This is a genomic window from Pseudomonas chlororaphis subsp. piscium (assembly GCF_003850345.1).
Lineage (GTDB): Bacteria > Pseudomonadota > Gammaproteobacteria > Pseudomonadales > Pseudomonadaceae > Aquipseudomonas > Aquipseudomonas piscium.
The window spans coordinates 3,614,562-3,631,263 of the sequence record NZ_CP027707.1 but is presented as its reverse complement, the minus strand read 5'-3'; the positions used below and the strand labels follow the sequence as shown (position 1 = coordinate 3,631,263).

The following is a 16,702-nucleotide window of genomic DNA, read 5'->3' as shown; positions in this document are numbered from 1 at the left end:
GCCGACTGTAAAAGTTAAAGTTGACTTCAAGTCAATCGACAAAAACGGGATGTTGCGTTCTACCCATGAAGTCATTCAGCGGCCGAGCCCGCTGGGTGCAATGCCCAGGCGGAACGGTGTCGGAAACGAGCAGATTAAAGTGTCGGCGCCCGGACAGGCGCCGTGGGCGAGGCGTCAGGCTTCAGCTGAACTGGGCGTTTTCCGGCAGCAGGGCGCCGCCATCGACGATCAGGGTCTGCCCAGTGATATAGCCGGCCTGCTCGGACGCGAGGAACAGCATGGCGTGGGCGATGTCCTGCGGGCTGCCCAGGCGCTTGAGCGGGATGCCGGCGGCCAGGGCCGGGGAGTCGCCAAGGTTGGCCATGGCCTGGGTGGCGATCAGGCCGGGTTCGACACCGTTGACGGTGACCCGGTGTTCGGCCAGTTCCAGGGCCGCCGCGCGAATGAAGCCGTTGACCCCGGCCTTGGACGCGGCGTAGTGGGACAGCCCGGGAATCGCCGTGCGCGGCCCGGTCACCGAAGAGGTGATGACGATGCGCGGATGCTCGGCCCGGCACAACGCCGGCAGCGCCGCCTGGGTCAGCCAGAAACAGCTCTTGAGGTTCACCGCCAGGGTCGACTCGAGGATTTCGTCCCTCAGGTCGCGCAGGTTCTCCATCGGAAACACCGCGGCGTTGTGCAACAGTAAGTCCAGCCCGCCAAAGGCCCTGAGGGTGGCGGCCACCGCCTGGTTCGCCGCGGGCCGGGTGCTGAGGTCCACGGTCAGCAGCTCGGCGCTGCCGCCGGCCGCGCGGATCAGGCGCAGGGTTTCGGCGCCCGAGGCTTCGCTGCGGGTGGCGAGCAGCACCTTGGCGCCCTGGGCGGCGAAGACTTGCGCGATGGCGCGACCAATGCCCTGGCCGGAGCCGGTGACCAGGGCGATACGGCCAGTGAGGTCGAGCATCATGGGGTTTCTCCTTGAGTGACGGTGCCCAGGCATTCGTCCAGCAGACGGTTGTGCAGGTCGACGTCGTCGCTGCTGGCCGCCGGGCACAGCAGCGCCATGTTGTGGAACGGGGTCAGCAACACCCCGCGGTTGAGCAGGTAGAGATGCAGGTAGGCCTCGATCAGGCCATGGCGGGCATGGTGGGCTTCGCCGCCGTTGCGCGGCGCGTGGTCCATGAACAGGTATTCGACCCGGGCGCCGATCCGCGTCACGTGCCAGGGCAGGCGATGCTTGGCGATCAGCGCCTGGACCCCGGCCCGCAGGCGTTCGGCCAGGGCGATCATGTGGGCGTAGTTGGCCGCGCTCATGACCTCGCTGAAGGTGGCGCGCATGGCCGCCATCTGCAGGGCGTTGCCGGCCAGGGTGCCGCCGAAGCCGAAGTGGTTGATCGCCTGGCCGGGCTGGAAGTGCGGCAGCACCTGCCAGATGCGCTCGGCCATGGCCTGGCTGGCGCCCCAGACCGCGGTGGGGATGCCGCCGGCGATGCATTTGCCGAGCACGAAGAAGTCCGGTTGCAGGCCGTGTTCGCCGCTGTAACCGGCCGGGCCGCAGGAAATGGTGTGGGTTTCGTCGATGATCAGCGGCACATCGAAACGTCGGGTCAGCTCGCGCAAACCATCGTGGAAGCCGGGAGCGGGTGGAACCATGCCGACGTTGGTCATGAAGGGTTCGGTCAGCACCGCGGCCACGTCGCCATGGGCCAGGGCCGCCTCCAGCGCCGGCAGGTCGTTGAACTCCACCAGCCGGGTGGTGGCGTCGTGCCGCAGGCCATTGGCGTGCACGCCTTCACGGGGAATCATCTGGCCGCCGGCGTCGAACTCGACCTGGGACTCGTCGACGCTGCCGTGGTAGTTGCAGTTGAACACCAGCACTTTCTCCCGGCCGGTGATCATCCGGCACAGGCGCAGCACAAAGCGGTTGGCGTCGGTGGCGGAGGTGGTGACCTGCCAGAACGGCAGGCCGAAGCGCCGCACCAGTTCCTGGCCGACCCACAGGCTGTCGGCGGTCGGCAGCATCAGGGTCGAGCCGTGCCGTGCCTGATGGGCGATGGCCTCGGCCACGGCGGGCTGGCCATGGCCGAACATGGCACCGGTGTCGCCCAGGGCGAAGTCGACGTAGCGGTTGCCGTCGCAGTCGGTCAGCGTCGCGCCCTGGGCGTCGGCCACCAGGATCGGGTACAGCCCCGGCCATTGCTGCATCCAGTGCAGCGGCGCGCCGTACAGCCAGTGCTTGAGGTTTTCCCGATAGAAACCGGCGGAGCGCGGGTGGCGTTCGGCGAACAGTTGCAGCTCGGATTGGTAACAACGGGCGACGCGGTCGAGGTTGAGGCCGAGGGTCATGATCGAGGTCCTGTGGGATCTAAAGGAGGAAGGCGATGCCTGGGTAGCCGCTGCCGAGCAACGCGAGGCTGCGATCGGCAACGCAGTTGCCGCGAAACCTGAGCGTGCGGTGCATCAGGCGGAACATGCTGGCCGGATTGCGACCGCTGCGCGGTCGTACGCAGCCTCGCTGGCGCTCGGCAGCGGCTACAGGCGGCTCAGATGTACGCGGTACGGTTCAGCACATGGGCGAGGGCGCCCACCGGGAAGTTGCTGGGGCTGGCGAAGTCCGTGCCCTGGTAGCCGAAGATCTTGCCGTCGGTCCTGCCCGCTTGCAGGTCGATCAGCACCAGGCCCAGGGTCGGCACGATCTTTTCGCGCCAGACGAACAGGTACAGCTGTTCGGCGATCTTGTAGTAATGGCAGCGGTCGGTGTCCGCCAGGCCTTGCTCGACGCCCTTGAGGCACTGCCAGCTGTAGAAGTTGCGGTTCAGGTAGAGGTGCTCGTAGGCCTCAGTGGCGCTGTAGATGTACTGGTTGCGCAGGCCGACCAGCTCTTCGGTCAGCGCGTGTTGCGCGCTGCTGGCGCTGTGCGGCGCGTCGATGCTGCCGTGGATGAACTGGGCCTGGACGCTGGTCAGCTCGCGGCCGGACAGGGCGCGACTGAACAGGTCGACCCGGGTCTCGGCCTGGCTCGGCATCTGCCCGATCACCGCGGTGAAGATGTTCCGGCCCAGGTCGAGGATCAGGCTCACCGAGTGGGCCTGGCCGTTCTCCGACTTGAGAAAGTCCACCAGGTAAATGCCGGAACATATTGAAGTGGCTCGATAAACAGCCTCACCGCGGGCGTCGCTTTCAGCGTCCTGCCAATGCAGCGACTGTGAGCCGAACAGGTGTTCGATGCGCCAGCCGTTGGCGAAATGCAGGGTCAGGCTGCGGCCGTTGAGGTCATCCAGGCTGGGCAGGATATGGTTGTCGGCGGCAAAGCCTTCGGCCAGGGCGCCAACGGTAATCCATTCGGGTTGCAGGTTCATGAGGGCGGTTCTTGTCGATGAAGGAGAACCTCATGTTCATCATGCAAGCCCTTGTTGCCCATCAACCGAATGGTTGAGGCGCGGCGATTTTTTACAGGAACAGCGCGCTCACCAACTCGGTGCGGTTGTTCACCCCGACCTTGCGGAACAGGTTGATCAGGTGGGTCTTGACCGTCGGCAGGCCCAGCGCCAGCTGCTGGGCAATGGTCTTGTTGCAGGCGCCGTCGCGCAGCAGCCAGGCGATCTGCCGTTCCCGGGGCGTGAGGGCCTCCAGGCGTTCGTCGTGGCGCGAGTAGGGCGCCTGGGCGGCGATTTCCAGCAGGCCTTGCAGCGCCTGCAGAGTGCTCAGTTCGTCAGGCCGGAACGGGCCCAGGCTGGCATCGCGCAGCAGGGACAGGCCGGCGATCGGGCTGCCGCTGGCATTGCACGCAAGGATCTCCACCACATCCCGCACCCCGTGGCGTTGCAGGAAACCCTGGTAGACCTCGGTTTCATGCCGCCCCTGCTGGGCCATGCCCATGTTCAGCGACAGCACCGGGCGGCCCGCCGCCACGCAGTTGCGCGGGCGCAGCGGGTCGTAGTGCCGGTAGCGTTGCAGGTAGGCCTCATGCATCTGCGGGCTCATGTGGTACAGCGAGAAATGCTCGGCCTGCAACTGCGCGTCGATGCGGTAGAAGGCGCACAGGGTCGCCGGCACCACCCGGGTAAAGGCGCCGATGCAGCGCTGGCCGAGTTCATGGGCGTTGGGCAGGGGGCTGTTGAGGCTATGGGTACTGATCATCGAAGGGCTCCTGGCGAATACTGACGGCTTCGCGTCAATGGGCAGAAGAAGCGGGCAAGTAGCGATGCAGTATGGACATTGTCGGGATTGCCGGAGGGCAAAAAACCGCTGCCGGTTCACGCGCCTGGGAGGCGAGGAACACGGCAGCGGCTATCACAGTCTCAGCGGCGGGCCTGGGTGAAGCCCAGCTCCAGGGCGGAGACTATGGCGTCGATCTGCGGCGGCTGGATCACCAGCGGCGGCGACAGGATGATCTTGGTCCCCACCGGACGCACCATTACCCCGTTGTCGCGGGCAATCTGCGCCACCTGGTTGGCATAACCGCCCATGGGGTCGATCGGCTCGCGGCTGGTCTTGTCGGCCACCAGGTCGAGGGCAATCATCAGGCCCTTGCCGCGTACCTCACCGACGCTGTCGAAGCGTTCGGCGAACGGCAGCAGCTTATTGAGCATGTAGTCGCCCATCTTCGCGGCGTTGGCCGGCAGGTCTTCCTTGACCACGATGTCGAGGCTGGCCAGGGCCGCCGCGCACGCCACCGGGTGCCCGGAGTAGGTGTAGCCGTGCATGATCGCGCCGGTGAAGTTGCCGTTCTTGCTGAACGCCGACTCGATCCGCTCGTTGACCACCGTGGCGCCCAGCGGGATGTAGCCGGAGGTGATGCCCTTGGCCAGGCACATGATGTCGGGTTTCACGCCCCACAGGCGGCTGCCGAACATCGAGCCGCTGCGGCCGAAACCGGTTACCACTTCGTCGGCGATCAGCAGCACGCCGTACTTGTCGCAGACCTCGCGGATCAGCGGCCAGTAGTTGGCCGGCGGCACTATCACGCCGCCAGCGCCCTGGATCGGCTCGGCGATAAAGGCCGCCACGGTGTCGGGGCTCTGGAACTGGATTTCCCGCTCGAGCAGGTCGGCGCAGATCTTGCCGAGCTCTTCCGGGTCCTGGCTGTAGGGGTTGCGGTACAGCCACGGGGTATCGACGTGGAAGCAGCCGGGGAGCAGGGGCTCGTAGTTGCGCCGGAACACCGTGTTGCCGTTGACCGAGGCACCGCCGAAGTGGGTGCCGTGGTAGCCCTGGCGCAGCGAGATGAACTTGGTGCGGTCGGCCTGGCCTTCGAGTTTCCAGTACTGGCGGGCCAGTTTCAGCGCGGTCTCGATGGCGTCCGAGCCGCCGGAGCTGAAGGCCACGCGGCGCATGCCCTCGGGTTCCAGCAGGTTCATCACCACCCGTGACAGCTCTTCGGCGCGCGGATGGCTGACGCCGTCGAACAGCTGGAAGTATTCCAGTTCGTCCAGCTGGGCGGTGATCGCCGCCTTCACTTCCTTGCGGTTGTGGCCGACGTTGACGTTCCACAACCCGGCGACGCCATCCACCAGTTGGTGGCCCTGGTCGTCGTACACATAGCAGCCATCGCCACGGACAATACGAATCGGCTCGCGTTGTTGCATTTCGTTGGGGTGCAGCATGGGATGCCAGAAGCGGCTTGGTTCGCTCACGTTGAGTCTCCTGAAAACGCACGGACAGCGTGGGACATAGTAGTGCGCCCTTTGCCGGTTGCCTGCTTGCCTCTGTGTGCCAGGTTCTTGATCGCCACTGCCAGGAGGATGGCACCGTCCCTGTAGGAGCGAGGCTTGCCCGCGATGGGCTGCGCAGCAGCCCCAAAGCCAGCCACCGTATTCCATCTGCGATACATAGTCGTCCGGGCAGCCGCCATCGCGGGCAAGCCTCGCTCCTAGGGTCCGTGGGGCTGGCAGCCAGTGGCAAGTTTCGCGGCAGCCAGGATCAAGACGCTGGCCGGCATTGGTCTCAGAGTTCGATCCATGAGGCCAACTAGCGAGGATTGCCCATGAGTATTGCCATCGACCCACGTGTCGCCGCCTTTATCGACAGCCAGCACGGCCTGTTGATCGACGGGCGCAGCCAGCCGGCCTTGTCCGGCGCGCAGATGCCGGTGTTCAACCCGGCCACCGGCGAAGAACTGACCCGAGTCGCCGCCGGCGCCGATGCCGATATCGACCTGGCCGTGGCCGCGGCGCGGCGGGCCTTCGAGGGGCCCTGGGCGGCGCAGCGCCCGGCGGATCGCGAGCGCCTGCTGCTGAAGCTGGCGGATCTGCTGGAAGCCCACGGCGAGGAACTGGCGCAGTTGGAAACCCTCAACAACGGCCAGTCGATCCACCTGGCCCGAGCCCTGGAAGTCGGCGCCGCCGCCGAGTTCACCCGCTACATGGCGGGCTGGGCGACCAAGATCGAAGGCAAGAGCCTGGACCTGTCCATCGCCGCTGTCCCGGGCGCCCGGTACCGCGCCTACACGGTGCCGGAGCCGGTGGGCGTGGTCGGCGCCATAGTGCCGTGGAATTTCCCCTTGCTGATGGCCATCTGGAAGATAGTGCCGGCCCTGGCCTGCGGCTGCACCGTTGTGCTCAAGCCGGCCGACGAAACCCCGCTGACCGCCTTGCGCCTGGGCCAGTTGTGCCTGGACGCCGGGATCGCCCCGGGGGTGGTCAATGTGGTCACCGGCAGCGGCGCCCAGGCCGGCGCGGCCCTGGCTGCGCACAAGGGCATCGACAAGCTGGCGTTCACCGGCTCGACCCAAATCGGCAAGGTCATCGGCCATGCGGCGGTGGACAACATGACCCGGTTTTCCCTGGAGCTGGGCGGCAAGTCGCCAGTGATCGTGCTCGATGACTGCGACCCCCAGGCCGCGGCCGCCGGCGCCGCCGGGGCGATCTTCTTCAACCAGGGCCAGGTCTGCACCGCCGGTTCGCGCCTGTATATCCAGCGGGCAATCTTCGACCAGGTGCTGGAACGCTTGTCGGCCATCGCCGGCTCCCTGAGCATCGGCCCCGGGCTGGACGAACAGGCGCAGATCAACCCGCTGATTTCCGCCAAGCAGCAGAAGCGCGTGCTGGATATGATCGGTCAGGGCGTGGCCGACGGCGCCCGGGTGCTGTGCGGCGGGGTCGCCTATGGCGAGCAGGGCTTCTACGTGCGCCCGACGGTACTGGCCGACGTGCGCGCGGGCATGCAGGTGGTGCGCGAGGAAATCTTCGGCCCGGTGGTGGTGGCCACGCCTTTCGACGATATCGACGAGGTGGTGGCGTTGGCCAACGACAATCAGTACGGGCTGGGGGCGAGCATCTGGTCCAACGACCTGGCCAAGGTCATGGACCTGATCCCGCGGATCAAGGCCGGCACGGTCTGGGTCAATACCCACAACATGCTCGACCCGTCGATGCCGTTTGGCGGCTACAAGCAATCGGGCATCGGTCGTGAGATGGGCCATGCGGCGATCGAGGCGTATACCGAGAACAAGTCGGTGTGCATCGCGTTCTGACCTGTAGCCGCTGCCGCAGGCTGCGATCGGCCCGGGCCGCGTTCGGAGAACGGCCGTAGCGTACTTAAGGTCGCTGAAGGTCCTGCGGACCTTATCGCAGCCTGCGGCAGCGGCTACAGTCGGACACAACCGGCCAGGCTGCGCAGACAGCCAGGTAAAACACGCCCGCCTGGCGTGCCCTTGAAATGCCTAAAACAACAACATCACCCATGCTTTCGAGGTTTAGCACCATGTCTTTCAACGACAGACTCACCCGCCACCTGAACCAGGGCGTGGTCGGCTTTCCCACGGCCCTGGCCAGCGCCGTCGGCCTGATCATGGCCAGCCCGGTGATCCTCACCGCCACCACCGGCTTCGGCATCGGTGGCGGCGCGTTCGCCGCGGCCATGCTGATCGCCATGCTGATGATGCTTGCGCAATCGACGACTTTCGCCGAAGCGGCCTGCATGATTCCCACCACTGGTTCGGTGTATGACTACCTGGCCTGCGGCCTGGGGCGCTTCTTCGCGATCACCGGGACCATTTCCGCCTACCTGATCGTGCATGTGTTCGCCGGCACGGCGGAAACCATCCTCAGCGGCGTCATGGCCCTGGTGAACTTCGAGTCCCTCAACACCCTGCTCGAACAGAGCGGCAGCGCCTGGCTGGTGGGTGTCGGGCTGGTGATCTTCTTCGGCCTGCTGAACGCCGTGGGCATCACCGCGTTCAGCCGCGCCGAGGTGATCCTGACCTTCGGCATGTGGACCACCCTGATCATCTTCGGCGTGGTCGGGGTGTTCAAGGCGCCGGCGGTGGAACTGAGCGGCTGGTTCGGCGAGTCGATGGTCGGCACCGACCTGACCACCATTCTTTCGCTGGTGGGCATGGCCATGTTCATGTTCGTCGGCTGCGAGTTCGTCACGCCGCTGACGCCGGAGGTGCGCAAGGCGGCGAAAACCATTCCCCGGGCCATGGCCTTGGGCCTGGTGGGGGTGGCCACCTGCATGTTCATCTACGGCGCGGCGATGAAGCGCCAGGTGGCGAACATTGCGCTGAGCGAGGACGGCAGCGTGCACCTGCTGGATACGCCCATGGCCATTCCGCAGTTCGCCGAACAGGTGATGGGGCCCTACGGGCGGATCTGGCTGGGTGTCGGCCTGCTGTTCGCCGGGGCGGCGACCATCAATACGCTGATGGCCGGGTTGCCGCGCATTCTCTACGGCATGGCGCTGGACGGTGCGCTGCCCAAGGCCTTCACTTACCTGCACCCGCGCTTCAAGACGCCGCTGCTGTGCATCGCTGTGGCCGTGCTGATTCCCTGCCTGCACGCCTGGTGGCTGGGCGGCAGCACCGACAACATCATGCACCTGGTGCTGGCCGCGGTCTGTGCCTGGAGCACCGCCTACCTGCTGGTGACCCTGTCGGTGGTGGTGCTGCGCATCCGCCGCCCGGATTTGCCACGGGCCTACAAGTCGCCCTGGTTCCCGCTGCCGCAGATCGTCTCGTCCATCGGCATCCTCCTGGGCATGTGGTTCATCACGCCGCCGGGGATGAACCCGCGGGACATCTACGTGCCCTTTGGCAGCATGCTCGGCCTGACGGCGATCTATGCGCTGGTCTGGACGGTCTTCGTGCAGAAGGTCAACCCGTTCCGCCCGGTGCCGGTGGAAGAGGTGCTGGAGAACGCCTTCAATCTGGAGTCTCCAGCTGAAACCCAAGCGCAAGCCTTGCCTGGAGCCAAGCCCGATGAACAGTACAAGCTGGCGGCAAAACCTCTCTGAGTTCTGGCGGCGGCCACCCTCGGGCTATCGTCCGGGGGTGACCCTGAACCAGTTGCGCCGCGACTTGTCGGGGCTCGACTGTGCCGCGCAGGCACCCGGGCTAGCGCGCTTCACCTGGGCCGAGGAGGGCCTCGATTTCGAGGTCCAGGAGCTGCCACAGGCGCAGTTCCTGATGCACCTGGTGGTCTGCGAGTTTCGCCTGCGCGTCCCCGGCTTGCCGGGGCCACCGGCGCGGATCGATATCCGCCATACCGGCGCGATCCGTCGCCAGGGCGTCGCTGCTGGCCTGAAACAGGGCGCGAAGCAAGAGTGGGCAGGGCTGTTGCAGCAGTTGCACAGCGACCCGCAACTGCTGGCGGCGCTGTTGCCGCTGGACTTCAAACGCCTGCAATTGCAGCGCGACGAGCAGGGCTGGCTGGTGCGCCTGGAGCATTTCGGCGCCAGCGAGGTGGTCAACCGGCTGCCTGGTTTCCGCCGTTATATCCGCCTGAGCGCCGAGCAGCGCGGCGCCTTGCTGGCGGCTTTCCAGCGCCTGCATTCACTGTTGAGCGATCACTGAAGTATTCCCACCCGTGCTGGCATATCCCGTGCTTAGGCTATAACAGACTATCCATTGCGCCGGGCTTCCTTGCCCGGCAAATAGATAACATGTTAATGATATCGCCATAACAACAAAGGCGGTCTCAACCGGCTTCTGGAGGTGCACAGTGCTTGCTTCGCATAGTTTCGGTTCCTGGGTCGGCGCATTGCAGGGGGTTTGCGGTCGGTTCGACGCTCGCCAGGCGCTGAATTCGGCGTTGTTCATCGGCGAGGTCGGCTTGCGCGACTACGCCGGCCTCGAGGTGGCGCAGATCCGCACCAATGCCGGACTGATCTCGCGCAAAAGCACCAGCGTCGATCATGAAGACGACCGGCACTGTTTCCTGATCATGCAGCGCAGCGGCCATGCCCAGATTAGCCAGGGCGGCGAGCGCGTCGAGCTGGCGCCCGGGGAAATGGCCTTGCTGGACTCGGCCGGGGCCTGCGAAATCGTCCCTCACGGGCTGATCGAACATGCCTCGCTGCATTTGTCCCGGGACGAGGTGTATCGCCATCTGCCGGTGCAGCAGCGCAAGTTCGGCAAGCTCTCGCAGAATTGCGCCAGTGGCCGCTTGATGCGCCTGCTGGTGGAGCAGATCTGCGGCGACGAACTGCAAGGTTGCGCCGCCCAGCAGGAAGGCCAGGCGTTGCAGGAAGCGTTGATCGCCTTGCTCGGCCCGACCCTGCGCCAGACTCCCGGCGCGAGCCTCGACGGCTACGACAGCCAGCACGGCGGTTGCCTGCGCAGCCAGGCCCGGCAGTTGATCAACCAATCCCTCACCGAGCCCGGCCTGACCCCGGTGTCATTGGCCAGCCAGATGAATATTTCGGTGCGCCAGCTATACCGGTTGTTCGAAGAGCAGGGCGACAGCGTCTGCCGTTTCATCCAGCGCGCGCGCCTCGACCGCAGCGCGGCGGACCTGAGTAACCCGCGCCTGCGCCATGAGTCGATCACCGACATTGCCTTCAAGTGGGGGTTCACCGACTCGGCGCACTTCAGCCGTACCTTCAAGAAGCATTTCGAGCAGTCGCCACGGGATTACCGGGCCCATTCGCTGAACGCCTGAGGGGCATTCAGGGGTTTTCCAGGTCGTGCCCCAGGGACTGGATAAACAGCGAGAACAGTTCTGGCTGTGAGGAGATGTCCAGCTTGGCGTAGAGATGGCGCCGGTGCACCTTGATGGTGTCCGGCGAGATCTTCAGCCGCTCGGCCATGGCCTTGGAGGAAAACCCACGGAGGATCAGCCGGGCGATTTCCACTTCCCGGTCCGACAGCACACCACAGCCGAAATGGCTCAGGGCGTCGCGGATCTGGCTGGCCATTTCTTCCGCGGCGGGCGCTGGCGGGCGCTGGTGGCTCTGCTGCCAATGCTGCTGCATCAGCGGCAGGACCCAGGCCGAGAAGGTGGTGAGCTGGCCGATTTCTTCGGCGCTGAACGGCCGCTGCATGCCCAGGGACAGGGACAGGGTGCCGGCCTCCGGGACCTGCAGGATGAACTGCAGCTCGTCCTCCAGCACATTGTCGTGGAAGTAGCTGGAAAAATACTCGGTCTGCCGGAAATGGTCCGGCGCCACTTCTTCCAGGCGGTACAGACCGCTGGGGTAGCCCTCGCGGCAGGCCTGGAAAAACGGGTCCAGCAGGTACAGGCCGTTGAGGTAGGTGAGCATCGACGCCGGCTTGTCCGAAGGCTCGGCATCGTATTCCTCGAGGGCAATGGGCAGGCCGTTATGGGGATAGAAGATCGCCAGGGCGTTATCGAACGGCAAGGCCTGGTGCAGCAACAGCACCAGTTGCTTCCAGAAGCGCTCGCCGCCGATCTGCGAGAGGGTGCGCCCGAGTCCGGCATGCATGCCGATTTCCCTGAACAGAGTGATCAAATAAGTGGCTCCGCGTCGATGCCGTTGTGATCTGGCGTGCTGCTTTTCGCCAGGTGGAAGCACGGTTTCGGCGATTTGCCCGGCCACGTCAAGGGGGAGTACTCCAATAGGGGAATTGGCCCTGTGCCCCCGGCTGCCTAAAGTGGCCTCCATCAAGTGCGACCCAGAGCGCATCTGCCTGACGTTCTTCGTTTCTGCCTCAAACCAAAAATAACCACGAGGATAACGACATGAGCTCTCCCTGCGCGCCGGAAGGCGCCCTGAAACCCACGCTGAGCGTGTTCGATGTAGTGGCCATTACCGTGTCGGGCGTGACTCCGGCCAGTTCGGTCTTCGTCATCGCGCCGTTCGCCATTCACCAGGCCGGCAGCGGGGTATTCCTGGCCTTTGTCATGGCGGGGCTGCTGGCCTTGATGTTCGCCTTCTGCTACGCCGAACTGGGCCGCGCCCACAACAGCGCCGGCGGCGAGTATGTGTACGCCAAGCGGGTATTCGGCGGCATGGCCGGGTACGCGACCTTTCTCACGGTGCTGGTGATGCTGCTGTTCATTCCGCCGGTGCTGGCTACTGGCGCCGCGACTTACCTGAACAATGCCCTGGGCACGCGCTTCGATTCGCAGACCGTGGCCCTGGTGATAGTGATCTGCAGCTATGCGCTGGGCATCCTTAATATCAAGCTCAACGCCTGGATCACCGGCACCTGCCTGCTGCTGGAGATCGCTGCCTTGCTGGTGATCGTCTTCCTGGGCTTCGGCAATGCCTCGCAGCCGGCGAGCATCCTGCTGCAGCCGCAGATCGTCGAAAACGGCGTGTTGCAGCTGGCGCCCTGGGCCCTGGTGATCGGCGCGGTGGGCATCGGCCTGTTTTCCTACAACGGTTACGGCCCGGCGGTGCTGCTGGCCGAAGACATGAAATGCAAGGGGCAGGGCGTACACAAGGCGGTGCTCTGGTCGCTGGCGCTGGTGGTGATCATCGAGCTGGTGCCGCTGACCGCGCTGCTGATCGGCGCGCCGTCCCTCAGCGCGATGCTCGCCAGCCCCGATCCCATCGGCTACCTGCTCACCAGCCACGGCAACGAAACCCTGTCGCGGGTGGTCAGCGCCGGGATCTTCCTGTCGGTGTTCAACGCCATTGTCGCCATCGTGATCCAGATCGGCCGGGTGGTGTTCTCCAGCGGCCGCGATGCCTTGTGGACGCCGGGCATCAACCGCCTGTTCACGCGGATTCATCCGCGCTGGGATTCGCCGTGGCTGGCCACGCTGTTCCTGGCCATTCCCTCGGCGGTACTCAGTTTCAGCTCGAACCTGGCCGACCTGACCTCGTTCAGCGTGCTGCTGATCATGCTGGTGTACCTGATCGTCGCCCTCAGCGCGCTGATGAGCCGGGTGCTGCTGCGCGATCGCGAGCATCCGTACCGCATGCCGCTGTGGCCGTTGCCGGCGCTGCTGGCAGTGATCGGCGCTGGTTATCTGTTGTTCAATCTGTTCCTGGACGCTTCGCTCAGGGACATCATGGTGATCGTCGGCCTGCTGGCGCTGTCGGTGATCCTGTATGGCACCAACGGCCGGTTCAGCCCGGCGTTCCAGAAACTCTAAGGAGAAGTCATGCGCGCACGTCAATTGGGGATCAGCCTGGGCCTGGGTACTCCCGGCCCCTTCAATGCCATCACCGATGTTCCGGGGGTACGGGTGGGCCACAGCACCCTCAGGACCACGGTTGACGGCAAGCAGGTGCGTACCGGGGTGACCCTGATCCAGCCCCGCGAAGGGTTTGCCCGGCTGCAACCCTGTTTCGCCGGCTGCCATGTGCTCAACGGCAACGGCGATGCCACCGGGCTGGAGTGGATCCGCGAAGCGGGCCTGCTGACCACACCGCTGGCCATCACCAACACCCACAGCGTCGGCGTGGTGCGCGATGCGCTGATCGCCGAGGAACACCGGAGCCTGGCGGACCCCTCGGAGTACTGGTGCATGCCGGTGGTGATGGAGACCTACGACGGTCTGCTCAACGATATCTGGGGCCAGCATGTCGGCCCGCAGCAGGTGCGCGAGGCCCTGGACAATGCCGAGTCCGGGCCGGTGCGCGAGGGCGCGGTGGGCGGCGGCACCGGAATGATCTGCCATGAGTTCAAGGGCGGGATCGGCACGGCTTCGCGCCAGGTGCCGGGGGAGCAGGGCGGCTACACGGTCGGCGCGCTGGTCCAGGCCAACCACGGCAAGCGCGAGGAGTTGCGGGTCGACGGCTATCCGGTGGGACGGCAATTGACCGGTCTCCCGTCGCCCTTCGCCCAGCGCGGCACGCCGGGCATGGGCTCGATCGTGGTGATCCTGGCCACCGACGCGCCCTTGCTGCCGCACCAGTGCCAGCGCCTGGCGCAGCGCGCGTCGATCGGCATCGCCCGCACCGGCGGCGGTACCGAAGATTCCAGCGGCGATATCTTCCTGGCCTTCGCCACCGGCAACCGCGACCTGCCGCCTTCCGCCTACGGGCGCCAGGGCGTGCCCTTCAGCACACCCCTGGCGATGCTCAACAACGATTACATCTCGGCCCTGTTCAGCGCCGCCGCCGAAGCGGTGGAGGAGGCCATCGTCAATGCCTTGCTGGCGGGCGAGCCGATGACCGCGGACAGTGGCGCGAGCGTTCCGGCACTGACCGGGGAAACCTTGTTAGAAGCCATGAAACTAACTGGATGGAACAAGCCTTGATGAACTAAAAACTGCGACGCAGTCTGCAAAACTATCTGTACTGTTATTTAATATTTAAATTCGAGATTGTCGGACAATTACCAGGGGGCATTGAGGCTTAAAGAATATTTCGACTCACCAGTCATTGTTTTCGGGAGTTTGCTGGAACAGCGAAAATCAGGCGTCAAAAAGTAGTGGACGCCTGATTTCAAATTGTGTCAGGTTGCTTACGCCCGGATAGGGCGAGTGATAGGACGATCTCGCCAGGGATTGTCGCTATCGGACAAAAACTGTTCCATTGATTACAAGGAAGTGTGTTTATGTCGAAAGTTAAATCGAAAGCTATTGTGACCGCCGAACAAGAACTCGTGCCCTTGGCCGCGGCAAGTTCGGCTTACAACCAGATCAATAGCTTCAGCCATCAGTATGACCGGGGTGGCAATCTGACGGTCAATGGCAAACCCTCCTACTCGGTCGATCAGGCAGCCACCCAGCTGCTGCGCGACGGTGCCGCGTACCAGGATCTCAACGGCAACGGCAAGATCGAACTGACCTATACTTTCCTCACCTCAGCCTCCTCGAGCACCATGTACAAGCATGGCATCTCCGGGTTCAGCCAGTTCAGCGCCCAGCAGAAAGCCCAGGCCGTGCTGTCCATGCAATCCTGGGCCGACGTGGCCAACGTCACCTTCACCGAAAAGGCTTCCGGTGGTGACGGTCACATGACCTTCGGCAACTACAGCGGCGGTCAGGATGGCGCGGCGGCCTTCGCCTACCTGCCGGGCACTGGTGCTGGCTACGACGGTACTTCCTGGTACCTGATCAACAGCGGCTATACCCAGAACAAGAACCCCGATCTGAACAACTACGGCCGGCAGACGCTGACCCACGAGATCGGCCACACCCTGGGCCTGGCTCACCCTGGCGACTACAACGCCGGGAATGGCAACCCGACCTATAACGACGCGGTCTATGGACAGGACACGCGCGGTTACAGCGTCATGAGCTACTGGAGCGAAAGCAATACCAGCCAGAACTTCAGCAAGGCCGGCGTCGAAGCCTATTCGTCCGGCCCGCTGATGGACGATATCGCGGCGATCCAGAAGCTCTACGGGGCTAACACCAGCATCCGTACCGGCGACACCACCTACGGCTTCAACTCCAACACCGGTCGCGATTTCCTCAGCGCGACCTCGTCGGCGGACAAGCTGGTGTTCTCGGTATGGGACGCGGGCGGCAAGGACACCCTGGACTTCTCCGGTTTTACCCAAAACCAGAAGATCAACCTCAATGAGACCTCGTTCTCCGACGTTGGCGGCCTGGTGGGCAACGTGTCCATCGCCAAGGGCGTCACTGTCGAGAATGCCATCGGCGGTTCGGGCAACGACCTGCTGATCGGCAACAACGTGGCCAACGAGCTCAAGGGCGGTGCCGGCAACGACATCCTCTACGGCGCTGGCGGGGCGGACAAACTCTGGGGTGGCGCGGGTGCCGATACCTTCGTCTTCGGTGCCAGCTCGGACTCCGCTCCGGGCGCGGCCGACCAGATCCTGGATTTTGTCAGCGGCCTGGACAAGATCGATCTGACTGGCATCACCAAAGGCACTGGGCTGCACTTCGTGAGCGCGTTCACCGGTAACGCCGGCGACGCGATCCTCAGCACCTCGGCTGGCAACAGCACCTTGTCGGTGGACTTCTCCGGGCACGGCGTGGCGGACTTCCTGGTCAGCACCGTCGGCCAGGCGGCCTACACCGACATCGTCGCCTGAGTCATTGCGGTAAGGTAAAAGGAGGAGGGTGGCGCTCAGGCGTCGCCCTCTGACCTTGCATTGACTGGCGAACTGCCTGAGGCTGTGGCCCGGAGCGACCCCCTTATGATTCGAACTGCCTTGATCGCTAAGGCCGGCGCGTACCTGATCGCGACGCTGATGATGTTTTATGGAGAGACAAGCATGGCAAGCAGCCTGAGATTGGCGGACCCCGCGGAACTGGCCGGACACTGGCAACTGTCGCAGCCGGCACAACCTGCCAACCACTGTGCCCTGGACCTCGAGCTGAACGGCACCCTGGGCGCCGGTGCCGAGTGTTTTTCCGCCTGGTTGGGCGATTCGGCCATCGGCTGGTTTCCCGAGCCGGACGGTATTGCCGTGACCGGCAAAGAAGGCTCGAAGATCATCTTTTTAAGTCGTCAGAAAGAAGGCTTATATCAAGGCACTTTGAAATCAGGCATAACCATTATATTGCAGCGTACACCCTGAATAATCGCGGCTGTATGCATCTTTAAATGTATCTGTATGGATAAGCGTATAAGGCAGTGCCATATACGCGATGTCCTTCGTTCGATTAAA

14 protein-coding genes are annotated in these 16,702 nt (G+C 64.4%); 8 read left to right on the top strand and 6 right to left on the bottom strand.

The window, feature by feature from the left end:
• Positions 1 to 181 precede the first annotated feature (181 nt).
• The 5 genes from C4K38_RS16640 to C4K38_RS16620 all read right to left on the bottom strand — a co-directional run bounded on the left by C4K38_RS16640 (position 182) and on the right by C4K38_RS16620 (position 5,615).
• Positions 182 to 946, bottom strand: a complete 765-nt coding sequence (locus C4K38_RS16640; protein WP_053279333.1) for an SDR family oxidoreductase — start codon at positions 944 to 946, stop codon at positions 182 to 184.
• Positions 943 to 2,325, bottom strand: a complete 1,383-nt coding sequence (locus C4K38_RS16635; RefSeq protein ID WP_053279332.1) for an aspartate aminotransferase family protein — start codon at positions 2,323 to 2,325, stop codon at positions 943 to 945. Before C4K38_RS16635 ends, C4K38_RS16640 begins: the two co-directional genes overlap by 4 nt.
• A 197-nt stretch (positions 2,326 to 2,522) precedes the next feature.
• The gene (locus C4K38_RS16630; RefSeq protein WP_053279331.1) at positions 2,523 to 3,338 is read right to left on the bottom strand and encodes a molybdenum cofactor biosynthesis F family protein; all 816 of its coding nucleotides are present in this window, start codon (positions 3,336 to 3,338) and stop codon (positions 2,523 to 2,525) included.
• Positions 3,339 to 3,429: 91 nt separating this feature from the next.
• Positions 3,430 to 4,119, bottom strand: coding sequence for a helix-turn-helix transcriptional regulator (locus tag C4K38_RS16625; RefSeq protein ID WP_053279330.1), 690 nt, complete (start codon positions 4,117 to 4,119; stop codon positions 3,430 to 3,432).
• 161 nt (positions 4,120 to 4,280) lie between these two features.
• Positions 4,281 to 5,615 carry an aspartate aminotransferase family protein gene (locus tag C4K38_RS16620; protein ID WP_053279329.1) on the bottom strand — a complete coding sequence of 445 codons (1,335 nt, stop codon included), beginning with the start codon at positions 5,613 to 5,615 and terminating at the stop codon, positions 4,281 to 4,283.
• A 350-nt stretch (positions 5,616 to 5,965) separates the two neighbouring features.
• Here C4K38_RS16620 and C4K38_RS16615 point away from each other — a divergent pair, with 350 nt between their 5' ends.
• From C4K38_RS16615 to feaR, 4 genes are all read left to right on the top strand, one after another.
• Positions 5,966 to 7,453 carry an aldehyde dehydrogenase family protein gene (locus tag C4K38_RS16615; RefSeq protein WP_053279327.1) on the top strand — a complete coding sequence of 496 codons (1,488 nt, stop codon included), beginning with the start codon at positions 5,966 to 5,968 and terminating at the stop codon, positions 7,451 to 7,453.
• A 230-nt stretch (positions 7,454 to 7,683) separates the two neighbouring features.
• A complete protein-coding gene (locus tag C4K38_RS16610; protein ID WP_053279326.1) occupies positions 7,684 to 9,213 on the top strand; it encodes an APC family permease in 1,530 nt (509 codons plus the stop codon).
• Positions 9,179 to 9,772, top strand: coding sequence for a DUF3156 family protein (locus C4K38_RS16605; protein ID WP_053279325.1), 594 nt, complete (start codon positions 9,179 to 9,181; stop codon positions 9,770 to 9,772). Before C4K38_RS16610 ends, C4K38_RS16605 begins: the two co-directional genes overlap by 35 nt.
• 148 nt (positions 9,773 to 9,920) lie before the next feature.
• A complete protein-coding gene (feaR, locus tag C4K38_RS16600) occupies positions 9,921 to 10,859 on the top strand; it encodes a transcriptional regulator FeaR (RefSeq protein WP_053279324.1) in 939 nt (312 codons plus the stop codon).
• A 7-nt stretch (positions 10,860 to 10,866) separates the two neighbouring features.
• Here feaR and C4K38_RS16595 read toward each other — a convergent pair whose 3' ends face one another.
• Positions 10,867 to 11,670: a helix-turn-helix transcriptional regulator gene (locus C4K38_RS16595; RefSeq protein ID WP_025808747.1), complete on the bottom strand. Its 804-nt coding sequence runs from the start codon at positions 11,668 to 11,670 to the stop codon at positions 10,867 to 10,869.
• A 230-nt stretch (positions 11,671 to 11,900) separates the two neighbouring features.
• Here C4K38_RS16595 and C4K38_RS16590 point away from each other — a divergent pair, with 230 nt between their 5' ends.
• The 4 genes from C4K38_RS16590 to C4K38_RS16575 all read left to right on the top strand — a co-directional run bounded on the left by C4K38_RS16590 (position 11,901) and on the right by C4K38_RS16575 (position 16,612).
• A complete protein-coding gene (locus tag C4K38_RS16590) occupies positions 11,901 to 13,265 on the top strand; it encodes an APC family permease (protein ID WP_053279323.1) in 1,365 nt (454 codons plus the stop codon).
• Between the two features lie 9 nt (positions 13,266 to 13,274).
• The gene (locus C4K38_RS16585) at positions 13,275 to 14,375 is read left to right on the top strand and encodes a DmpA family aminopeptidase (RefSeq protein WP_053279322.1); all 1,101 of its coding nucleotides are present in this window, start codon (positions 13,275 to 13,277) and stop codon (positions 14,373 to 14,375) included.
• A 299-nt stretch (positions 14,376 to 14,674) separates the two neighbouring features.
• Complete coding sequence (locus C4K38_RS16580; protein WP_053279321.1) at positions 14,675 to 16,123, top strand: serralysin family metalloprotease; 1,449 nt, start codon at positions 14,675 to 14,677, stop codon at positions 16,121 to 16,123.
• A 105-nt stretch (positions 16,124 to 16,228) separates the two neighbouring features.
• The gene (locus C4K38_RS16575) at positions 16,229 to 16,612 is read left to right on the top strand and encodes an AprI/Inh family metalloprotease inhibitor (protein ID WP_007922782.1); all 384 of its coding nucleotides are present in this window, start codon (positions 16,229 to 16,231) and stop codon (positions 16,610 to 16,612) included.
• The last annotated feature ends 90 nt before the right edge of the window (positions 16,613 to 16,702 follow it).